Source organism: Saccharopolyspora spinosa NRRL 18395, from assembly GCF_000194155.1.
Taxonomy (GTDB): Bacteria; Actinomycetota; Actinomycetes; order Mycobacteriales; family Pseudonocardiaceae; genus Saccharopolyspora; species Saccharopolyspora spinosa.
The window spans coordinates 1,539,376-1,565,563 of record NZ_GL877878.1 but is presented as its reverse complement, the minus strand read 5'-3'; the positions used below and the strand labels follow the sequence as shown (position 1 = coordinate 1,565,563).

25 protein-coding genes and 1 pseudogene are annotated in these 26,188 nt (G+C 67.4%); 12 read left to right on the top strand and 14 right to left on the bottom strand.

From position 1 onward, the window contains the following. Window positions 1-508: 508 nt before the first annotated feature. The 3 genes from SSPN_RS42940 to SSPN_RS61525 form a co-directional block, all read right to left on the bottom strand. Window positions 509-2,833, bottom strand: coding sequence for a GH92 family glycosyl hydrolase (locus SSPN_RS42940; protein WP_010693442.1), 2,325 nt, complete (start codon window positions 2,831-2,833; stop codon window positions 509-511). Between the two features lie 173 nt (window positions 2,834-3,006). Continuing rightward, window positions 3,007-4,047, bottom strand: a complete 1,041-nt coding sequence (locus tag SSPN_RS0107970; protein ID WP_010693438.1) for a glycoside hydrolase family 130 protein — start codon at window positions 4,045-4,047, stop codon at window positions 3,007-3,009. A gap of 759 nt (window positions 4,048-4,806) precedes the next feature. After that, window positions 4,807-4,932 (bottom strand): hypothetical protein, encoded by a 126-nt coding sequence (locus tag SSPN_RS61525; RefSeq protein WP_272941730.1) that lies wholly within the window; start codon window positions 4,930-4,932, stop codon window positions 4,807-4,809. An 867-nt stretch (window positions 4,933-5,799) separates the two neighbouring features. On the opposite strand from SSPN_RS61525, the gene SSPN_RS0107965 reads away from it, so the two are divergent. From SSPN_RS0107965 to fmdA, 3 genes are read left to right on the top strand one after another with little or no spacing between them, the layout of a single operon-like run. Then, entirely contained in the window at window positions 5,800-6,075 is a 276-nt protein-coding gene (locus SSPN_RS0107965; RefSeq protein WP_010693436.1) for an FmdB family zinc ribbon protein, read from the top strand. A 31-nt stretch (window positions 6,076-6,106) separates the two neighbouring features. Beyond that, window positions 6,107-6,760 (top strand): AmiS/UreI family transporter, encoded by a 654-nt coding sequence (locus SSPN_RS0107960; protein ID WP_029535088.1) that lies wholly within the window; start codon window positions 6,107-6,109, stop codon window positions 6,758-6,760. A gap of 11 nt (window positions 6,761-6,771) precedes the next feature. Further along, window positions 6,772-8,019 carry a formamidase gene (gene fmdA / locus SSPN_RS0107955; RefSeq protein WP_010693434.1) on the top strand — a complete coding sequence of 416 codons (1,248 nt, stop codon included), beginning with the start codon at window positions 6,772-6,774 and terminating at the stop codon, window positions 8,017-8,019. Between the two features lie 480 nt (window positions 8,020-8,499). Here fmdA and SSPN_RS0107950 read toward each other — a convergent pair whose 3' ends face one another. Then, on the bottom strand, window positions 8,500-8,769 hold the full coding sequence (locus tag SSPN_RS0107950; protein ID WP_029535087.1) for a DUF1876 domain-containing protein: 270 nt from the start codon (window positions 8,767-8,769) through the stop codon (window positions 8,500-8,502). 232 nt (window positions 8,770-9,001) lie between these two features. Between SSPN_RS0107950 and SSPN_RS0107945 the strand changes: the two genes are divergently transcribed. Beyond that, on the top strand, window positions 9,002-9,697 hold the full coding sequence (locus SSPN_RS0107945) for a hypothetical protein (protein ID WP_010693432.1): 696 nt from the start codon (window positions 9,002-9,004) through the stop codon (window positions 9,695-9,697). A 31-nt stretch (window positions 9,698-9,728) separates the two neighbouring features. On the opposite strand, the gene SSPN_RS0107940 is transcribed toward SSPN_RS0107945, so the two are convergent. After that, complete coding sequence (locus SSPN_RS0107940; protein WP_237710484.1) at window positions 9,729-10,973, bottom strand: diguanylate cyclase domain-containing protein; 1,245 nt, start codon at window positions 10,971-10,973, stop codon at window positions 9,729-9,731. 817 nt (window positions 10,974-11,790) lie between these two features. Between SSPN_RS0107940 and SSPN_RS0107930 the strand changes: the two genes are divergently transcribed. Beyond that, window positions 11,791-12,294: a cupredoxin domain-containing protein gene (locus SSPN_RS0107930; protein WP_237710483.1), complete on the top strand. Its 504-nt coding sequence runs from the start codon at window positions 11,791-11,793 to the stop codon at window positions 12,292-12,294. A gap of 69 nt (window positions 12,295-12,363) precedes the next feature. Here SSPN_RS0107930 and SSPN_RS0107925 read toward each other — a convergent pair whose 3' ends face one another. Beyond that, window positions 12,364-15,141 (bottom strand): helix-turn-helix transcriptional regulator, encoded by a 2,778-nt coding sequence (locus tag SSPN_RS0107925; RefSeq protein ID WP_029535086.1) that lies wholly within the window; start codon window positions 15,139-15,141, stop codon window positions 12,364-12,366. Window positions 15,142-15,492: 351 nt separating this feature from the next. On the opposite strand from SSPN_RS0107925, the gene SSPN_RS0107920 reads away from it, so the two are divergent. Then, on the top strand, window positions 15,493-15,780 hold the full coding sequence (locus tag SSPN_RS0107920) for a hypothetical protein (RefSeq protein ID WP_010693427.1): 288 nt from the start codon (window positions 15,493-15,495) through the stop codon (window positions 15,778-15,780). A gap of 12 nt (window positions 15,781-15,792) precedes the next feature. On the opposite strand, the gene SSPN_RS0107915 is transcribed toward SSPN_RS0107920, so the two are convergent. Further along, on the bottom strand, window positions 15,793-16,968 hold the full coding sequence (locus SSPN_RS0107915) for a cytochrome P450 (protein ID WP_202798803.1): 1,176 nt from the start codon (window positions 16,966-16,968) through the stop codon (window positions 15,793-15,795). Between the two features lie 89 nt (window positions 16,969-17,057). Here SSPN_RS0107915 and SSPN_RS0107910 point away from each other — a divergent pair, with 89 nt between their 5' ends. Then, complete coding sequence (locus SSPN_RS0107910) at window positions 17,058-17,666, top strand: TetR/AcrR family transcriptional regulator (RefSeq protein WP_010693425.1); 609 nt, start codon at window positions 17,058-17,060, stop codon at window positions 17,664-17,666. Between the two features lie 31 nt (window positions 17,667-17,697). Here the strand turns inward: SSPN_RS0107910 and SSPN_RS0107905 are convergent, their stop codons facing one another. Both SSPN_RS0107905 and SSPN_RS56525 read right to left on the bottom strand, forming a co-directional pair. Further along, window positions 17,698-18,336, bottom strand: a complete 639-nt coding sequence (locus SSPN_RS0107905; protein WP_044573604.1) for a LysE family translocator — start codon at window positions 18,334-18,336, stop codon at window positions 17,698-17,700. Window positions 18,337-18,469: 133 nt separating this feature from the next. Further along, window positions 18,470-18,631 (bottom strand): hypothetical protein, encoded by a 162-nt coding sequence (locus SSPN_RS56525; RefSeq protein WP_010693423.1) that lies wholly within the window; start codon window positions 18,629-18,631, stop codon window positions 18,470-18,472. Window positions 18,632-19,005: 374 nt separating this feature from the next. Between SSPN_RS56525 and sepF the strand changes: the two are divergent. Beyond that, a pseudogene (gene sepF, locus SSPN_RS62495) lies at window positions 19,006-19,188 on the top strand (cell division protein SepF); the annotation flags it as partial. Between the two features lie 133 nt (window positions 19,189-19,321). On the opposite strand, the gene SSPN_RS59460 reads toward sepF, so the two are convergent. Beyond that, window positions 19,322-19,594 carry a hypothetical protein gene (locus tag SSPN_RS59460; protein WP_143539623.1) on the bottom strand — a complete coding sequence of 91 codons (273 nt, stop codon included), beginning with the start codon at window positions 19,592-19,594 and terminating at the stop codon, window positions 19,322-19,324. Window positions 19,595-19,863: 269 nt separating this feature from the next. Between SSPN_RS59460 and SSPN_RS0107880 the strand changes: the two genes are divergently transcribed. Together SSPN_RS0107880 and SSPN_RS42935 are read left to right on the top strand one after the other, a co-directional pair. After that, entirely contained in the window at window positions 19,864-20,409 is a 546-nt protein-coding gene (locus SSPN_RS0107880; RefSeq protein ID WP_010693420.1) for a GNAT family N-acetyltransferase, read from the top strand. Between the two features lie 390 nt (window positions 20,410-20,799). Next, on the top strand, window positions 20,800-21,228 hold the full coding sequence (locus tag SSPN_RS42935) for a methyltransferase family protein (protein WP_143539624.1): 429 nt from the start codon (window positions 20,800-20,802) through the stop codon (window positions 21,226-21,228). Window positions 21,229-21,244: 16 nt separating this feature from the next. Here SSPN_RS42935 and SSPN_RS0107870 read toward each other — a convergent pair whose 3' ends face one another. Continuing rightward, the gene (locus tag SSPN_RS0107870; RefSeq protein WP_010311571.1) at window positions 21,245-22,135 is read right to left on the bottom strand and encodes an IS982 family transposase; all 891 of its coding nucleotides are present in this window, start codon (window positions 22,133-22,135) and stop codon (window positions 21,245-21,247) included. Between the two features lie 3 nt (window positions 22,136-22,138). On the opposite strand from SSPN_RS0107870, the gene SSPN_RS42930 reads away from it, so the two are divergent. Beyond that, a complete protein-coding gene (locus tag SSPN_RS42930; RefSeq protein WP_337466319.1) occupies window positions 22,139-22,813 on the top strand; it encodes a methyltransferase in 675 nt (224 codons plus the stop codon). A 554-nt stretch (window positions 22,814-23,367) separates the two neighbouring features. Then, window positions 23,368-23,949, top strand: coding sequence for a hypothetical protein (locus SSPN_RS0107860; protein ID WP_010693417.1), 582 nt, complete (start codon window positions 23,368-23,370; stop codon window positions 23,947-23,949). 298 nt (window positions 23,950-24,247) lie between these two features. On the opposite strand, the gene SSPN_RS48700 is transcribed toward SSPN_RS0107860, so the two are convergent. Genes SSPN_RS48700 through SSPN_RS0107845 form a run of 3 tightly spaced genes read right to left on the bottom strand, consistent with a single transcriptional unit; the run spans window position 24,248 to window position 26,159 of the window. Next, a complete protein-coding gene (locus SSPN_RS48700; protein ID WP_143539625.1) occupies window positions 24,248-25,429 on the bottom strand; it encodes a hypothetical protein in 1,182 nt (393 codons plus the stop codon). Further along, window positions 25,426-25,740 carry a type VII secretion target gene (locus tag SSPN_RS0107850; protein WP_010693415.1) on the bottom strand — a complete coding sequence of 105 codons (315 nt, stop codon included), beginning with the start codon at window positions 25,738-25,740 and terminating at the stop codon, window positions 25,426-25,428. Before SSPN_RS0107850 ends, SSPN_RS48700 begins: the two co-directional genes overlap by 4 nt. Next, window positions 25,740-26,159: a YbaB/EbfC family nucleoid-associated protein gene (locus tag SSPN_RS0107845; protein WP_010693414.1), complete on the bottom strand. Its 420-nt coding sequence runs from the start codon at window positions 26,157-26,159 to the stop codon at window positions 25,740-25,742. The genes SSPN_RS0107850 and SSPN_RS0107845 overlap by 1 nt, the downstream gene beginning before the upstream one ends. Window positions 26,160-26,188 lie beyond the last annotated feature (29 nt).

Below are 26,188 nucleotides of genomic sequence, written 5' to 3'. Positions count from 1 at the left end.
TGGTGCCGTCAGCCAGGAGGCCAGCGATCCTCGGACCGTTCTTCCCGCCCAGATCGGTTCCGCCGAGGTTCTCCAAGCTCGCCGAACGCCTGCTCGAAGCTCGCCTGGTTGCCGGGCCCGATCGCGGTCACGGTGAAGGGGCGATGGTGCCCTTGTCGATGCCGTAGTAAGCGATGACTGCTCGGTCAACCCACGGCCAGCTTGCTTCCGGGCGGGGTCGTGGGCTCCCTGACGACCGGCGCGGCGCTGGCGGTTGGGGTCAGCGGGGTGTCGACTTGGCGATATTGTCCCCGGGGCCGCCGCAGGCCGCGAGCGCGGTCGTGACGACCGCCGGCCGGCCGATGCTGCGGAGCGCACGTCGGACAGGAAATGCGTCCACAATGGACTGGATGGTGCGAAACCACCGCCGGTTCCGTCTTGTACGAATCGCCACAACCGCCGTAGCTCGCGAGGAGATCGTCCTGACCGACGCGGTTCCGCATCGGTCAGGACGATCCACAAGGCAGGATCAGGCCGGCAGGTGCCAGATCTGGCTGGGCTCCGCCGCGCAGTCCCGGACCTGGAGCCCCGTGCCGTCGAATCGTCGCCCGATTGCACCCGTCGGCCCCGCCGGGGGTGGCGCGTCGTAGGACGGCGGCGCGTCCGTCGGCGAGCTTCCCCAGGTGGTGTCGGGCTCCTCGCCGAGGGCGAAGTCCAGCGTGCCGCCCGTCTCGACGAAATCCTCGCCGAGCCAAGGTTTCGTGCTTTCGGCCCCGTTTGCTTTCAGGCCGTGCACGTACTTGGTGTTCTCGGTGGCACCTGGCGCGTTGATCGTGATCTTGGTGCCGTCGCCCCGGTCGATGACCACCGAGGAGAACAACGGGCTGGCGAGCACCAAGTCGGCCCGCCCCGGAGCCTGCGGGTACATGCCGATCGAGGCCCAGACCGCCCAGGACGACATCTGGCCGAGGTCGTCGTTGCCGACTTCGCCGTCCGGCGTTGACTTGAACAACTCCACGAGCGCGCGGCGGACGATGTCCTGCGTCTTGTGCGGTTGCCCGGCGTATGCGTACGCCCACGGGGTGTTCAGCGTGGGCTCGTTGCCGAGGTAGGCGGTGGGCTCGTCGGGACCTCCGTTGAGCTCGGTGAAGAAGGCATCCAGCCGCGAGGCGACCTTTTCGTCGCCGCCCATCAGGTCGAACAGCGCCCGGTGGTTGTAGGGGACCATCCAGGTGTACTGCGCGCCGTTGCCTTCGACGTACTCGTCGTGCTGCACGGGGTCGAACGATGGCCAGGAGCCGTCAGCGTTGCGCGGCTGGAGGTACCCGTTGCCGGGGTTGAAGCGGTTCTTCCAGTTCTGCGCGCGGGTCATGAACGCGTCGTGTACCTCCGCGGCTCCGATGCGGCCGGCCAGCTGCGCCACGGCGAAGTCCGCGCTGGTGTACTCGAGAGTGGTGGACGCCGATCCCCACACGCCGTTCACGCCCGGAGGCACGTAGCCGAGCGAGTTGTACTGGTTGTAGCCTGCGCGTTCGCTGGGGTTCGCGGCGCCGTCGACCATCTTCTTGAGCGCCCCGGCTGCGTCGAAGTCGGTCGCGCCGAAGGCGTAGGAGCTGGCGATGATGATCGGCAGCGGGTCTCCGACCATGACACCGGTGCCGCCGTTGGCCACCGTCCAGCGGTCGAAGTACCCGCCTTGAACGGACTGATTGAGCGCGGACTGCGCGATGTCGGAGGCGATGTCGGGTGCGATCAGCGCGACGAGCGGGATCTGCGAGCGGTAGACGTCCCAGCCGGAGAAGTTGGCGTACTGGGCATGTCCGCCGGTCGCCGCGTGCACCTGCCCGTCGAACCCGGTGTACTGGCCGTTGGTGTCGCTGAAGAGGTTCGGGTGCAGCAGCGAGTGGTAGAGGCCGGTGTAGAGGCGCCGGCGGTCCTCATCGGTGCCTCCGCTGACGTCGATGCGGCTGAGTATCCCGTTCCACGCGGCGCGGGTGCCGTCGCGGATCTCGTCGAAGCTCTTGGCGCCCTGCTCGGCTTCCGCGTTGGCCTTGGCGTTCTCCGCGCTGACGAACGAGATTCCGACCCGGGCGACGACCGCGGAATCGGTGCTGGTGTCGAACTTCACGAATGCCTGCGTCCCGTCACTCGCCTCGGGATGGGCGGGCGACGGGCTCGCGTGCTTGGTCGGCTGCGGGGCGATGCCTGCTGATGCGCCGGAGATCTGGGTGCGGTTGTGGTCGACCTCGCCGGACTCGACGACTCCGGTGCTGGTGAAATCGCGGTCGAAGCTGGCGTGGAAGTAGACCTTGTACCGGTTCCCCGCTCCGCAGAACCCGCCGCTCTCGCTGTACCCGCTGATGGTGTTGGTGCCGATGGTCAGCGAACCGGTTGCGTTGTTGAACGCCTTGGCCGCGTCGATGGACAGCGCGGCTTGCAGCCCCTGCGGGTAGGTGAAGCGGGCGATTCCGGAGCGTTGGGTGGCGGCCAGTTCCGCCTTCAGACCGTTGTTGAAGGTGACCCCGTAGGTGCCGGGTGCGGCGGATTCGTTGCTGTGGGAAAAGGTGTAGTTGTCCACCGGGCGGTCGCCGAGGACGGGCATGAACGGGATGTTGCCGAAGTCCCCGCAGCCCGCGCCGGAAATGTGGGTGAGGCTGAAGCCGCGGATCCGGTTGTCGTCGTGGAAATATCCACCGTGCTGGTAGGTTTTCGTGTCCGGGCTCCACTGCATCATGCCGAACGGGGCCACCGCGCCGGGAAAGGTGTTTCCCGCGCCGCCGCCGTGGCCGAAGTCCGGCCCGCCGGGCTTGGTGCCGACGAATGGGTTGACGTACTGCGCCGGATCGCCGGCCATCGCCGCGGTTCCGGCCGGTGCGGCTGTGGCAGGGGATGTGGCAGTCGACGGCAGGGCGGCCGCCACAACCGATATTGCGAGCAGCGCGGTGAACCGGGATTTTCGCCTCGGCCTCAGCTGAATTCGGCTTCTCGATTCGTTCATCATGCTCCTCTTCGGGAGGGAACGGGGTATCAGGCCGGGGCCGTGGCCACGCCGAGCACCGAGTCGGCCATGCCGTAGTACAGGAACCAGCGGCCCCGGAACCGGACCAGGCCTTCGCTGAACACGACGTGGTTGACCTGGCCGTTCTGCTCGTCGTCGGCGGTGGGGAAGATGAAGGGGCGTTCGAGGCGGGCGAGGGCCTTGGTCGGGTTCTGTGGGTCGATGAGCAGCTGCCCGCCGGAGTACTGCCCTCGCCGGTAGCCGCCGCTGCCGTCGGCCCGGCCGTTGTAGATCAGCAGCAGGCGGCCTTCGTCGGTCAGCAGCGGTGGCGGGCCGGGCTCGATGAGCGATTTCTCCCACGGGAACACCGGTTTGGCAACGGGATCGTCGTTGCCCGGCGTCTCCCAGTCGAGCAGGTTCCTCGACCGCGCCCAGAAGATGTTCGACTCGCCGAAGTACATCCAGTACCAGCCCTGGATCGGCACCGGTGCGATCGCGCCGGACTTGTTCCAGGGTTGTGGCCCGTGGCCGGGATCGGGCAGGTTCGGGAACAGCGGGGGATGTTTCGTCCAGTGCACCAGGTCGGTGGAGGTGGCCATGCAGAGCAGCGCCCGCCGGCGGTCGTAGGCGGTGTAGGTCAGGTAGTACGTGCCGTCGATCCGCACGACTCGCGGATCCTCGCAACCGCCCGGGATCTCCCAGGGTTCGGTGGGGGTGAGCACCGGTTCGGGACGGCGGCGGAAGGTCATGCCGTCGTCGCTGAACGCCAGACCTATGCAAGAGGTCTTCGCCGCGTTCTGCGCCCGGTAGAGCAGCGCGACCTGGCCCTCGACGACGATCGCGCACGGGTTGTAGAGGTAGGAGGATTCCCATTCGTGTGCGGGATCCGGTCGCAGGATCGGGTTCTGCGGGCTCTTCTTGAAGGGCCCCAGCGGAAACGCCGCGGCGTTTTTCCGAGAGGCGGTGGCTTCACCGGAAAGCGTCGGAATCGCGGTTGCTCCGATCGCAGCACCTGCACCTGCCAGAAGCGCGCGCCGACGATTGATCGGAACGTCGTTTGGGCGTGGCAAGAGACCTCCCCGTTGACAACGTTGTCTACTCGCAGATCGGTCCAACGTATCGAGCCGCCCGGTCTCCGGCAATATCCGATCGGGTATGACAACGAGACAAGAATTGGGTATTGGCAGTCAGGACATGCACTTTCATCCTGTGCAGTGTCCAGTTAGGACGAATTCGTGCTTCCGCTCTTCGCTGGGATTCCATTTGCGGGGGTTCCCTCGGCACTTGTGCGACTCGGTCCGTCGGGTTCCCGGGGATCCGGCGCGAGGCCAAGAAGATGAAAGCGACGGCGAAGCGATGGTGTCGGCCTCCTTCGAGGGCAGCCGAGGGGCGACGAGATCTGGCTGGACCGCTCCTTCGAATGGGCGAGGTCCCGATCGGCTTCGCCATCCGAGCCGGCGCCTGGTGGCCGCCGATGATCGAGGGATCACGTCCGGCTCGTCGGCGTGCGCCGTCGCGAGCTGGTGAACGTGCCGACCGCGGCCACCGCCACGGTGTTCCTCAGCGACCTCCTGACCGCAGGCTGTCGGTCATTTGGTGGGGTCCTCCGATTTCCCGCATGACGATCACGTGCGGTGTGTTGATCAAGAATTGCCCTGATCCTCGCGCGTGATCGTCTCTTGTGGACCGTCCCCGTCTGGGAGCCGCGGTGTCCACAGCAAAGCGGTAGCTCCCGCCCGTGAAGACGAGAGCTACCGCGAACAGCAGGACTGCGTTGGGTTAGATGTGGTTGCCGGAAGGGATAGGCCTCCCGGGACGTCAGGGCCTGATCACCAGCGACGGCCCCAGCGGCCCCAGCCGCCCCAGCCCCAGCCGTGACCCCAGCCCCAGCCCCAGCCCCAGCCGTGGCCCCAGCCCCAGCCGTGACGGTTGCTGAAGATTGTGCTGATCTTCATCGTAATCCCCCGTTAATTGATGGCGAAGCCCTAGACGGCCGGGCACATCTGGAATGCCGAGGTGGCACGGTCGGGCGGAGATCCCGATCGGTTCCGCCCTGATCCAGGCGTCGGCGTGTCGTCGGGTTCGCCATGTTGTTTAGAACATTGTCCACGGTAGGACTCGATGACAGCGCGTAAAACGGGTCTTTCGCCCCGAGTGCGTTTTGTAGTTCCCGGTCACGTTGCGCAGTCGGTCGAATTTCCTCGGTGGATAAAAAACGATTTCACGCCCTGTTCCGGTCAGAGATAGTTTGGGGGCCGGAGCGCGTGGGGGATGGATGCCGTGCCCCGCTGCGGAAAGCGGTCGGGAGTGCGGCTCACGGGCTGGCCGGCGAACCGGTGGCGGAACTGCGGCCGGCTGGGGGCACCGCGGGCCGGGCGGTGACCACGACCGGGCCGCCGCAGTTCCAGCATTCCGGTTCGCGGTCGGGTGCGGTTCGCCCCGCGACGTCGCAGCCGGGGCACATCCAGGCGGTCAGGATTACGTGACCGAGCGGGGCATGCTGGGGACGCATCGGCAGCCACCCATTTCTGATCGTGTCGGGTGCCGCGTGCGCGGTGTGACTACTCCGACGAGGTGCTCACACTTATGGGTGAAATTATCGACAAGATTAGTACTCAGAGTCAATGGTGCCCCGTGTCACGCGGAAGCCGATCACCCGGCGAGCGGAGCTGCTTGTTCGGTGCGCCGTCCCCGTGCTTGACAGCGCACCGCACCCGGCGTCTCCTCGGTTATGGGGCGCCGATTTGCGTCGGTGCCATCGCCGCCATCGGCGGCCGAAGGGCGAGAACGAGTTGGTCCCACGGGGAAGGACCGGCGCAATCATGGCCACTTACGAGTACGACTGCCCTCGGTGCGGTCGCTTCGAGACGAATCAGCCGATCGGAACCGCATCGGAATCGCAGGACTGCCCCGGATGCAGACGACCCGCCCGCAGGGTCTTCTCCGCGCCGCATCTCACCACCGTGCCCAGGCAGCTCGCTGCCGCGCTCGAGCGCGAGGAACGAAGCGGTGCGGAACCGGAGGTGGTCACCGAGGTGCCGCCGGGGCGTCCGCAGCCTGCGCCGCACCCGGTGCTGTCCCGGCTCCCGCGTCCCTGACCGACCCCAGGCACCAGCGGAGGTGTCACCGGTGGCATATGTGGGATTGCTCTACGTCGGCGCCGTGCTGTTCCTCAACGGCGTCATGCTGTTGGGCAAGGCGGATCCGAAAGCGATCGCCGTGTTCAACCTGTTCGTCGGCGGGCTCCAGGTGATCACGCCGACGATTTTGATCGGCACGCACCTCGCGGATCCCGTCACCATCCTCAGCGCATCGGGCATCTACCTGTTCGGCTTCACCTACCTCTACGTCGGAATCGGGCTGCTCGGGAACTTGGACAGCAGCGGCGTCGGCTGGTTCTCGCTGTTCGTCGCGATCATGGCGATCGGCTACTCGTACGCGAATTTCCGCTTGCTCGGGGACAGCCCGTTCGGCGTGATCTGGTTGTACTGGTCATTCCTGTGGCTGCTGTTCTTCCTGTTGCTGGGCCTCAAGTTCGAACGGCTTACCCGCTTCACCGGCTGGGTCGCCGCGATCGAAGGCTGGGTCACCGGCGCGATCCCGTCCTTCCTGATCCTTACCGGCCACTGGCAGGACCCGAACGCCATCGCGCTGGCGCTGCTGATCTTCGGCGTCGTCGTATTCGTCGCGCTGTGGTTGTTCACCACCGGCGTGTGGTCGGTCCGGGGCCTGCGGTCGGGCAGCCGGGCGATGTCCGCACCGCGCCGGACGGCACATCAGTGAGGAGGATTTCCATGCCAGAAGTGGTTTTCAGCGTCGACCAGTCGAAGTCGATGCGGGAGCAGGCCGTGCCTGGGCACAACCGGTGGCACCCGGACGTCCCGGTGGCCGCGATGGTCCGTCCAGGCCAGGAGTTCCGCGTCGAGTGCCGGGAGTGGACCGACGCGCAACTCGGCAACAACGACTCCGCCAACGACGTCCGGGACGTCAACCTGGACCTCACGCACATGCTCAGCGGCCCCATCAGCGTCGAAGGCGCCGAACCCGGTGATCTCCTGGTCGTCGACATCCTGGAGTTGGGTCCGGTGCCGCAGGAGATCGGCGAAGCCCCGGGGCAGGGCTGGGGTTACACCGGCGTGTTCGCGAAGGCCAACGGCGGCGGATTCCTGACCGACTACTTCCCGGACGCCTACAAGGCGATCTGGGACTTCCACGGGCAGCAGTGCACCTCCCGGCACTTGCCAGGGATCCGCTACACCGGCATCACCCACCCCGGTCTGATCGGTACGGCTCCGTCGGCCGATCTGCTGGCCAAGTGGAACCGGCGGGAGCAGGCGCTCATCGACACCGACCCGAACCGGGTGCCCCCGCTCGCCCTGCCGCCGACCGAGCCTGGCGCGCTGGCGGGCCAAGCCGACGGCAGCGAGGCGCAGCGGATCGCCCGCGAAGGAGCCCGGACGGTTCCGGCCCGGGAGAACGGAGGCAACCAGGACATCAAGAACCTCACCCGCGGGTCGCGGATCTTCTTCCCGGTCTTCGTCGAGGGTGCGAAGCTGTCGCTGGGAGACCTGCACTTCAGCCAGGGCGACGGCGAGATCACCTTCTGCGGTGCGATCGAGATGGGCGGCTTCATCGACCTGCACGTGGACCTGATCAAGGACGGCATGAACAAGTTCGGCATCAGCACCAACCCGTTGTTCATGCCGGGCAACGTCGAACCGCGGTACTCGGAGTTCCTGTCGTTCTCCGGGATTTCGGTGGACCACGACACGGATACGAACCTATACATGGACGCGACCGTGGCCTACCGCCGTGCCTGCCTCAACGGCATCGAATACCTAAAGAAGTGGGGTTACACCGGCGAGCAGGCGTACCTGCTGCTCGGATCGGCGCCTATCGAGGGGCGGATCAGCGGCATCGTCGACATCCCCAATGCCTGCTGCACCCTCTACGTCCCGGCGGCGATCTTCGACTTCGACGTCCGGCCGAACGCGACCGGACCCGTACGCGAAGATCGCGGTCAGTGCGCCGTCACGTCCTGACCACCGGCAGCGGCCCCGCGGGGCCGCTGCCCCTTTCGCTGAACGGAGCCATTACGGCCCGCCGGAGCCGGTCGCAGGCGCAAGGTGCCCTCGTTGCGTCAGGCGATGAGGGCGTCACGAGCGTTATGTCCGGTGTCGCCGGCGGCGAAGCAGCCTTCGGGCCCGATCGACACCCCGGCTCGGCGAAGGAAGTTCGCGACCACCGCCCCTTGGCTCGCAAGCAGTGGCGTTCCAGCTCGGAGAACTCCTTGCGCATGAGCCGGGACGGACTCCCGCGAGTCTGCTGACCGGTTTCGAGATTGAGACTTCACGAGCAGGCGGACGGCGCCTTCGAGGTGGCCGGTATCCGGTCCACATTTGATGCCTCGCTGGCGGCGACTCGCCGCGCGCACCGGTGGGGACTCGCCTGCCAAGCACGCTTCCACTGCGTCTTCCACGACCGCCGGTACTGCGCGAAATCGCGCACCTCCACCGGCCCGATCAGGTGTGGAGGTGGGCGGGCTGGCCCGTCATCTGCTCGACGTCGTGCTCGGCGGTCTTGAGCAGCCGGCGGGCCAGGTCGAACAGGGCTCGGGCGGCGGCCACCTCGTCGCCGATTTCCGGGACGCTCCGGTCTTCCGGATTGCGCCGCGCCGATCCCTTGCCGTGGAGGTCCCCGGCGGCCGCAGCCTGCAGCCGCGCCTCGGCGTGCGTGTGGTCGACGTCCTCGTCGAAGTAGACGTCGACGGTCCAGTGCTTCGTCGCAACCATCGCCGGTTCTCCGCGTTCCTCCGGGAGCCGTCGGCTCCGTTGGAAACCAAGCATCGCGGACTCGCGCCGCGGGGCGGCAGAGCCCATTGGCATCGCTGAAGTGATTCCTCGCCGTCGCACCGAACTGCCTCGCCGGTTCTTCCCGGACGGCGAGCAGGTGCGTCCGGTGGTGGTTTCACCTCGCCATGCGGGTAACCCGGTGGCTTGCGGTATCCGACCCGAGGAGGCTGCGATGAACGAACGTGCATGGGAGCGCGTAGGAGCGGCGAGCGGTTTGGCGGCGGCGGTGTTGCTGCTGGCCAGCTTGTTCCTCAACCCGTCCGCACCGACCGGTGAAGAACCGGTCCTGACCTTCTTCTACGTGGCCGCGAACCGGGTGACTGTGTCACTGGCAGCTCTGTTCGGGACGCTCGCGGCCGTGGTGTTCCTGTGGTTCGTCGGGCACCTGCGCCACCTGTTGCAGCGTGCCGAGGGCGGCGCTGAGGCGTTCTCGCCGGTGGTGTTCGCCGCGGGTGTCGTGCTGTCGACGACGACGATGCTGAGCATGCTCCCGGTGATCGCGCTGGCCTCGATGACCCGGGACGTGACGACCGCGAGCCAGTCGTCGGTGTTCGTGCTCTCGGAGTTGCACCGGCTGTCGCTCGGTCCGGTCGGCCTGCTGGTGGCGTTGTTCGCCTCGACGACCGGGGCCGCAATGGTGCGCCGCGAGCTGCTCGCTCCGTGGGTCGGGTGGTTTGGCTTCGTAGTGGCGCTGATCGGGTTGATCGCTGGTGTCACGGCCTTCTTCCTGACCGGTCCGTTCGTCATGGTCGCCGCCGCGGTCACCGGCGTGGTGTTCGCGGTGTGGATCGGCGATGCCGCGGTGCTGATGCTGTACCGGCCGGAGGTCGACCGCGTCCGAACCGGGGGAACGGCGTTCGCGCACTGATCACCGAGCCCGCGGAGCGGCTTGCGGTACTTCATCGGGCGGTTGCGCGCAGCTCCCGGGAGTGGCAGCTCGGGCAACTGGGGGCTTCCCCCGCGCTGCTGCGCATCCCGTGCTTGCGCCGGTACATGTCCCGGTCGGCCTCGTGCAGGAGCACCTGCGGCGGGGTGGCCGGATCGGTGGTCGTGGCCAGCCCGACGCTGGCCCGGATCCGCAAGCGGTAGTCGGGCGTTTCGCGTTCGATCCGCAGGCGCTGGGCGATGCGGTCCCGGAACTCCTCGGCCGCCCGGACGTCCGGATGCGTGCTGATGACGGCGAATTCGTCGCCGCCGATCCGGGCCACGGTGTCCCCTGGGCGAGCCGCGTTCAGCAGCTCGTCGGCGGTAGTGGTGAGGAGCCGGTCGCCTGCGGCGTGCCCGTAGGTGTCGTTGACCGGCTTCAGCTCGTCGAGGTCCGCGACGAGCACGGCGACCACGCCGCCGTCCCGTTCGAGTTCTGCGAGGCCGTGCGCCAGGCGGTCGGCGAGCAGGGCCCGGTTGGCCAGCCCGGTCAGCGGGTCGTGCAGCGCGAGGTGGGCGAGGTGGGCGTCGGAGACGCAGCGTTCGCTGAGCTCCTCGCACTGGCTGACCAGGTACGCCGGGCGTTCGTCGGGGCCGGTGACCACGCTGGTCCGGACCAGCACCCAGATCGGGTGGCCATCCCGGTGCCGGTAGCGCTTCTTCAGGCTGACGGTGGTCTGCTTGCCTTCGACCAGGTCTGCCAGCGCCGCCGAACCGTTCTCCTGGTCCCGGGCGTAGGTGACGTCGGAGTAGCGCAATCCCAGCATCTCCTGCCTGCTGTACCCGAGCAGGTCGCACCACGCGTCGTTGACGTCGGTCCAACGGCCGTCGAGGTCCAGCAGCGCCATACCGATGGGGGCGTTGGCGAACACCCGGCACCAGAGGACGTTGGTCTCCGGGCGGTCTGCGATCTCGTGGAACTGCGTGAGCAGCAAATCCGGCTTGCCATCCGGATCGAGGATCGGCGATGTGCTTTGGCGCATCCACAAGGTGGTCGCGTCGGACCGCCTGAAGCGCCGATCGGCCACCGCTCCGTCACCTCGAACCTCTCCGACTGTGAAGTCGGCGAGCGGACGGTTGAGCAGGCTGTCCCGCCCGTACCCGAGCACCGAGCAGAGCGCGTCGTTGACGTGCACGAAGTGACCGTACGGGTCGAGCAAGGCCATCGGGGACGCGGCACGATCCAGCAGCAGCTGCCACTGTGCGGACGAATTGGTCAACTCGCATTCGGAAGTTCGCATCATGCCCCCGTGGAGAGGTTCTGCCGACGTCCGGCCCTGGCACGGGAACTGTCAACCGCTGCTCGCCGCGTGGTGGAGTTCGCGAAGTCGGTGGCATACGCAGCCGGAAATGCACGCGCAACCCCGTCGGGGCTTGCTACGCGGCACGCAGTGATCTTCGCCGATCGGGGGCGAACGTGTCGTGACCTGCGGCGGGAAACATTCCCGTTGACACGACCAGCTTCGTCGGACGGAGTCGTGAACTGTCCGAAGCGAAGTCGATGGTGGCCCGCTCGCGGCTCGCGATGCTCACCGGCGTAGGTGGTGTCGGCAAGACGTAGGGGATCGCGGCCGAGCTGGTGATCGCGTTGCGCATGGCGGAAAGCCACGTCGAACACATATTCGCCAAGCTCGGCGGTGCGTCCTGCGCCCAGGTCGCTGCATGGATCGCCGAGCATGCGAGAGCCTCCGAGGTCTGACCTCGTTCTCGCGCCAGATGCCGGGCTTCGCGGGCGGGCAGCGTTGTCGGGTTGTCGGTGGTCGTTGAACAGGGGCATGTCGACCTCGATCGTCGGGGATTCGGGGACGATCGATCCACCATGCGCGAAGTCGCGGCGGAAAACGGCGTAAGAACTACCGAGTTCCATACCTAGATTTGCCGTGCGATCGTCACAGGGGCGATCGGAGGGGCCCACCAGCGGCTGCAAGACCCGCAACTGCGGTTCCTCCATGCACATCTGGAACATGCGGCACCAACCGGACTGGCCGCGGATTTACCCTGGACGCAGCGTCAGAACACCCGGGCTGGTAATTGGTAATGGTTTTCTTGATGCTATCGCTTTTCCGGCCCGGTGCCGAATTTGTCGTGGGGGCGGCAATGCTGATCAAAGCGAACGAGAACAGGTCTTCCGGCAGGAAATCCAGCGGAACGAGGCGAGCATTACTGGGCGTGCTGCTCGGCGTGGTCGTGTTGGTCGCGGCCGTCTGCACCGGGGCGTCGGCTGCGGCATCACCGGCGCCGACGGCGCACGCGGGCGGCGGCGGGCCGCGCCTCGTGGTCGTCAATATGGTCGATTTCCGGCTCTTGCAGCCGGCTTTCCTGCCGCCGGGGCTATACACGTTCCGGGCCGTCAACAACGGGCAGGCTCCGCACGCCCTGCAGATCGCCGGGCCAGGAGTCACGAACGCGCGCACTCCCGTCGTCCAGGCGGGCCAAGCGGCGGATCTCACCGTGGCATTGCGTCCTGGCGTGTACGATTTCTGGTGCCCGGTCGGCAACCACCGGCAAATGGGGATGCAGCTCGACGTCTACGTCGGCTGATCCGATTTCGTCCTAATTGGACGCACTCGGGCTTGTCCGACAGCGTCGGGCGGGCCCGGATCGGATCAGCTAGCCAGGTGAGTTGACCAGTGCCGCATTGGGCAGAGCTCGGCGGAGTTCCCGGCGTGAACCGATGGCGAGCTTGGTGAACACCTTGCGCAGGTGCCATTCGACGGTGCGGGGGCTGAGGAACAACTGGGCGCCGATCTCCGGGTTGGTGTGGCCGTCGCGGGCCAACCGGGCGATCTGCGCCTCCTGCGCGGTCAGCACCACCAGCGTCTGCGGTGTGACCCGATGCACGGTTTCGCCGGTGGCCACGAGTTCCCGGCGAGCGCGCTCGGCGAACGCCTCGGCACCGATGCGGCTGAACATGTCGTGGGCGTAACGGAGTTGTTCACGCGCTTCCAGCCTCCGGTTCTCCCGGCGCAGCCATTCGCCGTGCAGGAGATGGGCGCGTGCACGATGTACGGCGGCACGGCTGCGTGCGAGCCGTTCCGTGGCCTCCCGGTACAGCGCCTCGGCTTGCTCACCCTCGCTCAGCAACGCCCGTGAACGAGCCTCGGTCCCGAAAGCCCAATCCGTGCCGCACGCGCCCGTTCGCTCCTGAAGCCGCTGGAGCGCGTCGGCGGCGACGTCGCGGTGCCCACTCCGGACGCCCGCCTCGACCAGCTCGGCCAGTGCCCACCAGTAGACGCTCAGCTGGTCGCGCTGGCAGGCCCGTTCGGCTGCGGCGAACGCCGTCTGGTAGTCACCGAGGCCGTTGTACAACAGGGCGGTCGCATAGTCGGCCATTGTGATCGCCCGGCCTTCACCTCTGGTGTCGGCATCCCGCGCGCTGGTCTCGATCAACTCCAGTGCCGGGCCTTCGCGGCCGCGGGTCGCAGTGAGCGTCATCGCTGCGTAGCGGTGGGGCGCATTGCCAGCTGCCTGGGCGATCGCGTCAGCCTCGTCGAGCATCTCCGACGCCACGTCGAGCTCGCCGGCATGCACGTGCGCGCCCGCGCAGTAGCTGAGCGCGGTAGCGAGCGCGGTGAGCGCGCCGGTGTCGCGAGCGCGGCTGAGTCCGCGCGTGGCGAGCTCGTGCCACGCCTCGTCGTCGCACAGATCCGTGGCGACGCGGCACACCAGCCCGCCCCAGCGCAGATCTTCCGCGCTGGGCGCATCGCTGAGGCGAAACGCCTGCACTGCGCGCTGCAACTGCGGCGCTCCGGCGGCGAAACCTTCGGTGAACCGCACGGCCAGGCCGTCCAGCATGAGGTCTATCGGCCGCGGCGGCTGCGGTGCGGGTGGCGCGGGCCTGGCAGCCTCGGCAGCTCTCAGTGCATCGTCGCCGTTGCCGATGCGGCCCGTGAAGATCGCCGCCTCAAGCGCTTCGAGGTAGGTTTCGCGCGCCAGCGCGACGTCGAGCGGTTCAAGGCGCTCGGCAGCCCTCAGCAACAGCGGCGGAGCATTGCGGCCCCGGTTGACCGCGAGCGCGATTTCGGCGCGCAGCAAGTCGGCGCGTGCATGCTGGAGCTCGTCGAGCGGTGCCGCTTCCGCGATTGCCAGCAGCCCAAGGGATGCATCGGGAGCACCGGCGTCCAACTTCGTCTGTGCGGCGGCCAGTGCACGCGCGCCTCTGCGAGCCGGCTGCGGCGTCAGCTCGGTCGCCTTCGCCAAGAACGCGGCTGCCGCCGCGATGCCGCCGCGATTCTGCGCCCGGTCGGCCGAGCGTTCCAGCTCTCCGGCCACCACCTCGTCCGGCCCCTGGGCCGCGCGGGCGCGGTGCCACGCTCGCCGGTCGGGCTCCACCTCCGGATCGGTCACCTCAGAAAGAGCGCGGTGCACCTGCTGGCGCTCCTGTGGTGGCGCCGACCGGTAGGTGGCCGAACGCACCAGCGGATGCCGGAAACGCACCTGGGCACCGATTTCGATCAGCCCGGCGGCCTCGGCTGGAGCCGCAGCATCGGCCGCGATCCCGAGCCGCGCGACCGCCCGCCAGAGCAGGCCGGCGTCGCCGGAGGGATCCGCGGCTGCGGTCAGCAGCAGCCGCCGGGTGTCGGCCGGAACGGACTGGAGCCGGCGGGTGAAGCACTGCTCGACGCAACCGGCCACGGGCCCGGGGCGGGGGAGTCCGAACCCGCCGGCCAGCTCGGCCGGGGTGAACGCCCGAGGCAACTCCAGCAGGGCCAGCGGATTGCCCCGGGTCTCGGCGATGATCCGGTCCCGCACCTGCTCGTCCAGCCGCCCGTGGATCACCGAAGCCAGCAGCTGGGCCGCGTCGGCATCGGCGAGCCCCGTGATGACGAGTCCCGCCAGGTCGCGCAGCTCGTGGTCGTCGGTGGGCTCGCGCACGGCGAAAACGACTGCGACGGGTTCGGCCAGCAAGCGGCGCGCCGCGAACGTCATGGCCTGCACCGAGGCCCGGTCCAGCCACTGCGCATCGTCCACGAGGCAGACGAGTGGCCGCTCGACGGCAGTCTCCGAGAGCAACGTCAAGACCGCCAAACCCACCAAGAACCGATCGGGAGCGCCGCCTTCGTGCAGGCCGAAGGCGACGCGCAGCGCGTCCCGCTGCGGTTCGGGCAGCCGATCCAGTCGGTCGAGCATCGGCGCGCACAGCTGGTGCAGACCGGCGAACGCGAGCTCCATCTCCGACTCCACACCCACGACTTGGGCGAGGTGGCAGCCCGATGCACGCTCGCGCACGTAGTCCAGCAACGCCGTCTTGCCAGTGCCGGGCTCGCCGCGAAGCACCAACGCGGAACTCTGCCCAGTCCGGACTCGCGCCAACAGGCGATCCAACACGTCGCATTCGCGGTCCCGACCGCGTAGCCCGGCCCCGGCACGGCTGCCGGAAATAGCCATGACCGATGGTAGAGGCGTTGCCCCGTCGATTCGCAACTCCTCCGGAACGCCTGCGGCTCCCGAGCACGTCCGTGCCGCCGCGCTGAATCGCGAACCTCGTTGGCGCGCCCCGGGAATCGCCAGGGAGCGGGCCCGGGTCTTTCCCTGGCGCAATGTGGGCGCGGCCGTAGAAAACTCGGTGTTGTGGGAAGCCGGTGGCTATCCACGATCCGCGGAAATGGACAAGGGACTTAGGTAACGAACATGCGCGTTCGACATCCAACCCTCGGCTGGAGCGCCGCATTTCCCGGTTCTGAAGGGAATCCCGGAAAGGGAGCACATCTCCGCGCACGAAGCCAGGAGGACATCTAAATGCGGACAGCGGTACGAGCACTGGCCGGTCTCGCGTTGGCACTGCCCCTCACACTCGGAGCTGTCGACGCCGGATCCGCCGCCGCGAGCGGCACGGCGAGCCTGGTCGCGGTGCGCCACTCGGGCGACACCGGAAATCACACGTCCAACAGTGACGGGAAAGCCAGCGAGAGCAGCAGCAGTAGCAGCAGCCGGGACAAGAGCACCAACAATTCCGCCGACCAGACCGTCAGCGGGAACGAAGTGACGGCGACGCCGGGGTGGCCGCTCGCCGGGTACGGATGGTGATGACGCGCCAGCTCACCACGTCACCGGGAGCTCGGTCAGCCCGCCGGTGAGCGTGTCGCGGCGCACTGTCACCTCGTCGAGGGGCACGGCCAGGCGCATCGTCGGGAACCGCGGAACCAGTTGGGAGAACACGGCCTGCAGCTCGATGCGGGCCAGCGGCGCACCGACGCAGTAGCGCGGGCCGTGCCCGAAGGTCAGATGGCTCGCACCGGCACGGGCGATGTCGAAGCGCTCCGGCTCGGCGAACGCGGCTTCGTCGTGGTTGGCCGCGTCGTTGCTGAGCAGGACGAGATCTCCTTTGTGGACGGTGGTGCCACCGATGTCCATGTCGGTGCGGGCGTAGCGGGGAATTCCCCCGCCGTCTCCGCGAGGTGCTCGCAGGATCTCCTCCACGGCGCCACCGACCAAGCCGGGTTCGTCGAGCAGCGCCAGCCACTGCTCCGGGTTGGCCAGCAGCAGGAGCGCGCCGAGCCCGATCTGGACGACAGTCGTCTCGTGTCCGGCGAACAGCAGTGCCATAGACAGTCCGGCGGCCTCGTCATCGGTCACCCCGGCGGTGCCGCACAGCCAGGAGATGACGTCGTCGCCCGGGTTCTGTCGCTTGCGGGCGACCAAGGTGCGTCCGTACTCGAACAGGTCGGCCAGCCCCTGCTCGGAGTGCTTCCGGTCCCGGATGTCGGCTGCGGCCTGGGTCCAGGAGCGGAAGGCGTCCCGGTCCTCGTACGGCACGCCCAGCAACTCGCATATCACCAGGATCGGCAGCGGCAGCGCGAGCGCTGCGTGCAGATCCGCCGGCGCACCTTGTGCGGCCAGGTCGTCGAGCAGTTCCGCGGTCAACGCCTCGACGCGTGTCCGCAGCGCGCGCATGCGCCTGGGGGAGAAGTGCGGCTGGAGCAGCGACCGCATCCGGGCGTGCTCGGCCTGCTCGGTGTCGAAGTCGCCCATCGGGCCGCCGAACAGCGCGGATTCCCCGGTGCGTGACGCGTTCTCCGGATCGGGGTGGGAACGGCCGAGCCGTTCGTCCCCCAACAGCCGCCGCACCTCTGCGTAACCGGTGACCATCCACGCCCGATGCCCCACTGCGGTGCAGACCTCGTGGATCGTGCCGGTGGACTGCAGTTCGCGCAGCAGCGGCGCGATCTCCAGCGGATTCCGTTGGTCGAACGGCAGCTGGATCCGCGTGCTCACGGTTACCTCCACGTGGTGGAAATCGGTTGTATACCCCTGTGTAAACAACAGTAGATGTATACTCGTGTGTAAACAAGTGATGGAGTGCGATGGCAACCGAGGGCCAGGACGCGGCTGACGTGGCGGCGAAAGCCCCGGAGCGGGTGCGGCGCCTGCCGCGCGCCGAACGGCGAGAGCAGATCCTCGCCGCGGCTACGTGCGCCTTCGCCCGCGGCGGCTACACCGCCACCGGTCTCGACGACGTGGCGGCCGAAGCCGGCATCACCCGCGTGCTCCTCTACCGGCATTTCGACTCGAAGACCGACCTGTACCGGGCGGTGCTCGACCGCACCTGCGCCCGGCTCGACGACGCGGTCGGGGCCGACGACTTCGACGACACCACCATCCCGGCGCTGCTGCGAGCCGCGGCCGACGACCCCGACGGCTTCCGGCTGCTGTTCCGCCACGCCGCCCGGGAGCCGGAGTTCCGAGAAGTCGTCGACACGATCAGGACCGCATCCACCGAAATCGCCGACCGCCACCTCGCCGAGGCGATCCCGGACGGCGCATGGCGCAACTGGGCAGCACTGCTGGTGCCGGCGGTCGCACTCGAAGCGGTCATCGCCTGGCTGGACGCGGGCCAACCGAACCCGGACCAAGCGGCCGAACGGGTAACCCAAGCGATCCAAGCGGTGATCCAGGCCGCCCAACCGGACTGATCTGCTAGACCGAACCCGTGCAGGCCCGGGCCTAGTCTTTGCGGCCCGTTGCGGCGACCGTGACGCCGAGGCCGATCATCGCCAGCCCGCCGACCCCGCCGACGATGGCGAGTCGCTGCGGTGAGCGGGCGAACCAGTTCCGCGCGGTGGCCGCGGCGAGTCCCCAGATACTGTCGGAAGCCACCGCGATGACGTTGAACACCAGGCCGAGCAGCAGCATCTGGATCGCGACGTGCCCCTGGTCGCGGTCGACGAACTGCGGTAGCACGGCGGCGAAGAACACGATGGTCTTGGGATTGGCCACGCCGACCGCGAACCCCTCCCACAACGTGCGCAGGCTGCCGTGCGCGGGGCCGCTGCCGGTGAACGCGGCGGGCAGCGACTTGCGCTGCCGGATCGCCTTGACGCCCAGGTACACCAGGTACGCGGCACCTGCCAGCTTGAACGCGGTGAACACGAAGGTCGAGCTCTCCACGATGGACCCGACCCCGAGCGCTACGGCCACGACGAGCACGTAAGCCCCGAGCGTGTTCCCCACGACCGTGGTCAGCGCGGCTCGGCGGCCTCGGGCCAGCGCCCGCCCGACCACGAACAGCACACTGGGCCCGGGGATCACGATCAGGAGGAGCGACATGGCGGCGAACGCGAGCAGCCGGTCGACGGAGAGCATGGAGCCCATGCAATCACGGCGCTGCTCGCACGTGAAGCGGTTTTCCGGGCGGCAGCCTGCCTCCGCCGCCGAAACGTGCCGGCGGTTGTTGGCCGGTGCGCCAACGGGATTCGGCGCACCGGACCAGAAAACGCTACCTCGGGTGGGCTTCCAGCAACTCGTCGGTGATGGCCGCGATGCGGGGCCGCCGATGCGACGAGAACGGTTCGCCGACCACGTCGATCCTGGCTCGCGTGTTGACCGCGCTGAGTGGTTCGGCCGGTAGTGCGTCGAGGAAGTGGGGGATCGGCGGCATTACGTCGGTGGCCGGAGCGGGCCGCTCGGACAGGGTCCTGACGGTGTCTGACCAGTAGTTTTGCGTTGCGGGAATCCGGCGGTTCTGGCCGGGGAGCCATGTTCGAGATCGCGAACAGGAACGCCCACATTGAACCGGTGGGTTCAATTTAGCGACCTTGTTGGTACGTTGGCGACGGGCTCGTCGAGGCGGGCCTCATCGGCGGCAGAGAGGTGCACAATGGACACTTCGCGGAAAAGGGATGATCGCCGAGGCAGTCGGGAGCCGCTGCGGTCGGGGTGATTTGCGCTTGGAATCCGCATCGGAAACCGGTGGATGCCCGGAGCAGGGGGCGTTGCTGTTGACATTGCCCGTCTGCGGACGAGACTGGAGGCGTGGTCAAGACGCTGCACCCGCAGAACTACAACGACGTTTACCACGTCGGTGATTACTTCCGCCAAGGCGTGCCTGTGGTGATGGACCTGACGAGCTTGCCGAAGGCGGAGGCGGTGCGGCTCATCGACTTCGCATCGGGCATGGTCATCGGGCGGGGCGGTGCCATCGACCGGGTGGCCCCCAAGGTCTTCCTGGACACCGCCGGGGGTCGAGGCAGGAGAGGTTCGGCCGGATCCCGCGGGCGTCCCCACCTGACGGGCACGACAAGCGCCGGATCCCAGAGGTGGTTCCCAGGGACCGGCGATGCGAGGTTCGTCAGTCCGCGACCGGCACCGCTGTGCTCAGCAGGTCCTGTGACAACGGCATTGGCTTCCCGAGGTCAAGTGGGGCGGACCGCAGCGCCTGGTCGACACCGACCGCAGGTGGGAACAAGCGCGCTGGCTGCTGCACGACGACACCCTCAAGCCCGAAGATCGCGTCGCCGGACTGCTCGTCCTGCTCTACGCCCAATGGCCTTCCACGGTCAGCCGCTTCACCCTCGACCACGTCGACATCGATGAGACGGCAGTACAGCTGCGCCTCAGACATGAGCCGGTAGGCCTTCCCGAACCGATGGCCAGCCTCGTCCGCCAACTCCTGGCCAGCCGCGTCCGCCGACTCCTGGCCAGGGCCGCTCCATCGCGCTGTTCCAGCTCGCCACCGACCTGCCCGCAGCCGTCCTCGCACGCATGCTCGGCATCCATATCAGCGTCGCTGTCGCCTGGCAACGCGCCAGCAGCGGCGACCAGGCCAACTACGCCGCCGACATCAGCCGCCGGAATCAGCTGTGATCCGACAACGGGGAAGGTCGACTCAGCATGCCCACGCGACGCGATCTCGACCTGCTTCAGCTCACCGATCCAGGCGCCATCACACCCACACTGAGGCGACAACTGATCGATTGCTGGATCGAGGTGGCCAACAACGGCGGTGCGGTTGGCTTCCCATTCCCGCCGGTTGATTCGCACCAGGTCGCCCCGGTAGCCGACGCACTCATCGACAGCCTGAATCCACACCAGAACCGCCTGCTCCTCGCGCTGCTCGACGGGGCTGTCGCCGGATGGGTGGCCCTCAACCGCGATCTCAACCCCCTTATCGAGCACTGGGGCATCGTCCGGCATCTCCAAACCCACCCCGCCCACCGCGACCACGGGCTCGGATCCGCAATGATGCAACGACTTCGGCAGATCGCACGCGAGGAAATGAGCCTCGAACAGCTCCACCTGGCAGCCCGAGGCGGCATCGGACTCGAAGACTTCTACCGACGGCTTGGCTGGCGCGAAGTCGGCCGCTGGCCCAACGCGCTCCGCCTCGCCATCGACGACACCCGCGACGAGGTCCTCATGATCCTCAGACCACTCTGACCAACCAAGGCTTCAGACACATCTGATACCTGACGTCGCCAGAGTCCGTGTTCAACGAGGATGCCGTGCACCATTACCAAGAATTCCTCGATCATCGCCGAAAGGCGCGACCGAAGAACGAGTGCAAACCTGTCACCGACACCGGGTTGTCCGAGTTTGAGGAACTGTTCGACCGGCCGAAAGTAGAATTGGGTGGCTGCTCGCGACCATACGGTTCTACCGGTGATCGAACTCGCTACCTAATGCGCCAATAGCAGTCCGGGTTGAGACAGCTCGCCGAGATCGACTATCGCCCCGGCGACACGCTTGAGCGCCCAGCGAACGAAATTCCCGCTCGCTGGCCGGTGAAGGGTCCTGTCCCGAAGAAAGGCCAATATTCGGTTGACAGGCATGCCACCCTCGACCTTTGTGAACGACCTCAACGTTGCCGCAATTCGAAACCTGGCAGGCTTGGCCACACCGATGGCTCTGCGTGTCGCAGTAACACTGGGCCTGACGGACCGGCTGCGTGGTGACGGCGCCGCCGTTGAGCAAGTCGCGACCGAGCTCAAAGTGTCACCGGTGGCGCTCGAACTCCTTTTGGGTCATCTTGCGGCCCTCGGAATCGTCGAGCGTGTATCCACGAGCTACCGGACCACTGTCTACGGAGCGACGCTCTGCAGCGACGCCGACAACGGCTTGACCAACTTCCTGCACCTGGACATGGCTGGCGGCCGCAGCGAGCTTGCGTTCGTCGAACTCCTGCACAGCATCACGACCGGCGAAGCGGGCTACTCACGCCGCTACGGACAGGATTTTTGGGCCGACCTAGATGATTGATTCCGTGAAGTTGGTGTTAGTGGTCGTAGGCAATGAGTGATCGTTTGCTGGTCACGCCGGTGGTCCAGTTGTGCCAGATGCCGGCTGCCATGGCGAGCAGGCGTTGGGCGACGCGGGTGAATACGCCGGCTGGGGTGCGGCCTCCGTGATGTTCGAGGCCGAGTTGGCCTTTGAGGGTCTGGTTGACTGACTCGATCCACTGGCGTACGCCACCGAGGTTGCCGTTGCGATAGGTCTCGTCCTTGCGGTCCGGGCGCAGCAGACGCACAGCCTTTTCCTCGGTGAGTTCCTTGAAGGATTTGCCGGAGAATCCCTTGTCTGCCAAGAGGACTTGGCCGTCTCGGATGAGTGGGTGGTTGTGGTCGAGCAGCGCGGCGAGGACCTGGCGTTCGCCGATTTTGGGGTGGGCCAGGCACCACATGATCGGCATGCCGTCGCCGGTGCAGACGAGGTAGAGCTTGAGGCCCCAGTAGAACCGGGAGTGGGAGGCGCAGTAGCCGTAGCCGGCGTGCCCGGCCAGATCGGACCGTTTGACGGTTTCCCGGGACATGCCGCAGGGCACGGGGGTGGCATCGGTGATCCACAGATCGTCGAACCAGGACGGGCAGCACGAGGCCAGTATGAGAATGGTTTTGCACAGCAACGGTTCCGCAGATTTGAGCCGTTTGTGATAGCCGGACTGTTTCGGCAGGAAGCGGAACATCGCCCGCCACTGCGGAGTGCTGTGGATATGCCGAATCCAGCGGCGTTCGCTGTGGTAACCCAGCAGTACCTGGGCCACCGCCAGGCACACGAGTTCGCTGTCGGTCAGTTCGGGTCGGCGACCACGGCCGGTACGGGCTGGCGCCACATGGTCGTCGACCAGCACGTACAGTGCGGTCAGGAGGGTGTCTAGGTCATTGCTCACACATTGATCTTGGACGCCCTCCTCCCATGTCCACATCCCGGCCCCACTTCACATGATCTTCACGGAATCAATCATCTAGCCCGATATCCTCGCCTGCGCGAGTCGTTCGACCAGCAAATGACGCACCGATTCCGCGAACAGATCCCGCAGATCGTCGGCGGCTACGACTGGGACCGCTTCGCCACCATCGTTGACGTCGGCGGCGGTCACGGTAGCCTCCTCGCCGCGATTCTGGCCGCTCATCCTCGGGTCCGCGGCCACCTGGTCGACCTCGAACCCACCGCGACCGAGGCCGGCCGCACTTTCTGCGCGCACCATGTCGAGGACCGAGCCCAAGTGACCGCGGGTAGCTTCTTCGACCCTCTTCCAGAAGGGGCGCAAGCCTACTTGCTGTGCGACGTCCTGCACGATTGGGGCGATGAACACGCAAACCGGATTCTTGGCCGCTGCGTTGAGGCCGTCCGCCCCACCGGCCGCGTTCTGGTCATCGAACCGGTCGGCGGACGACGCGCCGAAACGGAGTTCGATCTGGCCATGCTCGTGATCTTCGGCGGTCGCGAACGCCGGGTCGACGAGTTTCGTACGCTCGCCTCGGCCCACGGACTGGTCCTCGACACCGTGACCGACCTGACTGACCAGCGCTGCCTTCTGGAGTTTCGCCTTGCCGCCCCCAGCTGACCCTTGACCCGAGCGTAGAGCCGCAAACCCCCAGGCGGTCAAAGCCCAACCCCTCGTTGATTCTCGTGCGCGCGCACTGGATCTTGAGTCGGAGTACTGGCGTCTGCTGGCCTGTGGGGTAGGCACTGTCGAGGCGTGTCAGCTGTTGGGGATCGGTCGTAAGACCGGGTATTTGTGGCGAGCGGAGAACGGCGGACCCCCGCCCGTGTCCTTGGCTGAGGACGCTCGGTTGAGCCGGTTCCTGTCGCAGCTGGAACGGCAACGGATCGCCACGCTGCGCCGGCAGGGCTTGGGTGTTCGGGAGATGGCGTCGCGCCTGCCGACGAGAGGCGGAACGCATCCAGGCTGCGATTGACGCTGGCACAAACGATTTCGCTGAAGCTGAAGGCTGAGGAAGCCGAGGGGGGCTCGGAACGCGGTCGGCGCATCGGGCACCGATCCACTTTCAACCGTGAGTTAGTCCGGAAAAGCTGCCAGTCGCGCGCCGGGCCGTGGCAGGTGGTGTGCGGGCTGTTCCGGCTGCGGGGCGGCGGCAGCGCTCTTAGCCTGCGGTTATGCTCGTTCAGCGATTGCAGGCGGTGGCGCTCTTCCTCGGACCGGTGATCTTCGCTGCATCGCCATTCTTCTGGGTCGACGGCCATTATGGGGTGACCGGCGGAATGCTGATCGCATTGTCCACGGTGCCGTGGGTGTACGGGCTGATCGGCGAGTACGAGCGGTTTCGGGAGCGTGTGCCCGTCCTGGCCGGACTGTGGCTGTTGCTGCTGCTGGTCGGGATGTTCGGGAGCATCGCCTTCGGGCTGCAGGGCTTCTTCGAGGGGGTGTTCGGCATCAGCGACCGGGCATCCCTGGCCGCGCTGGACGACTACCCGCCGCAGAGCCTGTTCGTGCTGTGGCTGCCAGGGCCGAGCTTCCCGCTGGCCCTGCTGGCGTTCGGCGCGATCCTCGGATGGACCCGGATGTCGCCGCGGTGGGTCGCGGTCCTGCTCTGCCTTGCTGCGATCATCTTCCCGCTGGCCCGGGTACTCCGGCTCGACTGGGTCGCGTACATCGCCGACCTGCTGATGGTGCTGCCGTTTTGCCGCCTCGCCTGGCATGCCTGGCAGCGGCCGGTAGCGGCCGACATGTCGGCTTAGCTCAAGGCGCGGAGCACCACGCCGCAGTCATCACCCACGACCGGAACACCCATACCGTCCTTGCTTCGAAAGGACGGTATGGAAGTCACCGCCGCCGCGTCGTGGCTGAGTTCCGCCGCAGCCGAACCTGCTGATCATCGTCGTCACCGGGATCATCGCCATCGCTCTGCTGTTCGTCGCCGTGCTGATGGGATGACGCGCGTGTGCCACGGGGCAGTGAGTCTGTCCGGCAGCCAAAGCAACCAAAAAGACTCACAGCCCCGGCAAGGCAGTCCGGCGAGCGGTGGTGCCTGCGAGGTCAACGCCTTTCGTCGGAGTTCCCCTCCTCGAACTCACGCTGCTCGCGAGCGCCCGGTCGGTCGGAACTGTCCCTTTCCTGGGACTGCGCCGTGCGGGGCGGCAGGAACGGGGCCGCACCGAAGGGCATTTGGGACTGGGATCCGTAGGACGCCTGGGCCGACGCCGAGCCGGGTACCGTCGATCCCGCCTGGGGCACCTGCGACGGTGCATGGGCCTGCGACGACGGCAGGTGCGGCAACGGGGACGCACCCCCCGCGTACGACGCTTGGGCCGCTGCGGTGAAGGACGCCTGGGGCGTTGCCGAGTCGGGCAGCGCCTGGGGCTGCGCCACGCCGGACACGCTCGACGGCTGGCCAGGGCTCCCGCCCGATCCCGCCGCGGACGTCGGCTTCCCGGACGTTTCGGTGCTCGCCTGGCAGCGCTCGCTGATCTGCGAGATCTTGTCGGTCAGCTTCGCCACGGCCTGTGCCGTCGAGTTGACGTGCGTCATCAGGCTCTGGCTGCTGGACAACAGGTTCTGCATGTGCCCGAGGATCCGCCCGCCGTATTCGACGGCGACCTGCACGGCCTGCGGGATCGCGGCCGCGATGCTCGCGCCGAAGGTTGCCTGGGCCGCGGCTAGGGCCTGGTTGATGATCATGATGATCTTCGCGGTCGCCTCGTTGACCAGGGTCGTGACCTCTTGGAGCGTCTTCGCGACCGCCTCGCCCGCGCCGGCCGCCGCTTCGGCCAACGCGACGCTCGCCTGGCCGAGCCCGTTGATTCCGTCCACCAGCTCCGCGCCGGTCTTCAGGTACTCCGAAGCCGCAGCACCCGACCATCCGCTGGTCTGCGAGCCGGCCGATTCCCGGTACGAGTCGGAGATCGAGGAGACGGCCTGTCCGGCGGCCTGGAAGCCCTGGGCTCCCGACGAGACCGAACTCGGGTCACCGGCCAGCTGCTGCAACGGTTCCGCCAGGAACGACACGGCTTCCGTGATGAAGCCGAAACCGGCCCCGGACAGCGCCGACAGCGGGTCGGGCACCGAGGCGATGATCTGCAGCCCCGGGCTCGCACCGCCGAAGTCACCGGACAGCCAGGACTTGCCCTGCACCGCCTGCGTGGTCGACTTCAGGTCGTCGACGACCTGGGACATGCTCGACTGCCCCAGACCCGGCTGGTTCGTCGCAACTGTAGTCACCGCAAGTCCTTCCCGAGCAGCAGAGCGGCGTTGTGCTCATCAGCGCGCTGGTAGTCCTCGGCGGTCCGCACGAGCGCTGCACTTACATCGTCCACAGCCGACGCCGCCAGCGCGATGGCGTCTGTGGCCTGGGTCATCGCGGTGCCCAACCCGGCCGTGAGGAACTGGACGAACGTACCGAGCGCGTTCTCGGCCGGTTCGCCCGGCAGGCCTCCGGCGGCGGAGGAAAGCCCGCCCGCGATACCGGAGACCGTGTTGGCGTGCTCCCGGATCTGCGCCGGATCGACCTGGAAGTTGTTGGGTGCGCTCATCAGACGATCACCCGCGGGTTCGCGAAGTAGTCCTCGTCGTTGTCGGTCGGGCGCGCACCCGACGTTGCGTCGACCCCGGTGGCGGGCGGCATGTTCTGCTTGACGAAGTCAAGCGCGGGGCCGTCGCCGACGTAATCGGTCATGATCTCGACGACCTGGGAGCCGACCGAGCGCTGCGCTTCCTGCGCGGTGGCCAGGATGAGCTTCGCGAGCTGCTCGACCTCCATCGCGCGGGCCGCCGGCGTCAGCCGGATGTCCTCCAGCGCTCCGCTGGGGCCGACCTGCACCGCAACTTCGCCGCGTGGGGAAGTGGCGGTGCCGCTCATCCGGCTCAGGGTTTCGCTCGCGGCCTTGGCGTTGGCCGCCGCCCGCACGAGCTTCTGGTCGTAGCTCGCCAGCCACTGTGCTGCTGAATCCACGGTGTTTCCTCCGACTCGTCCTGAACAGT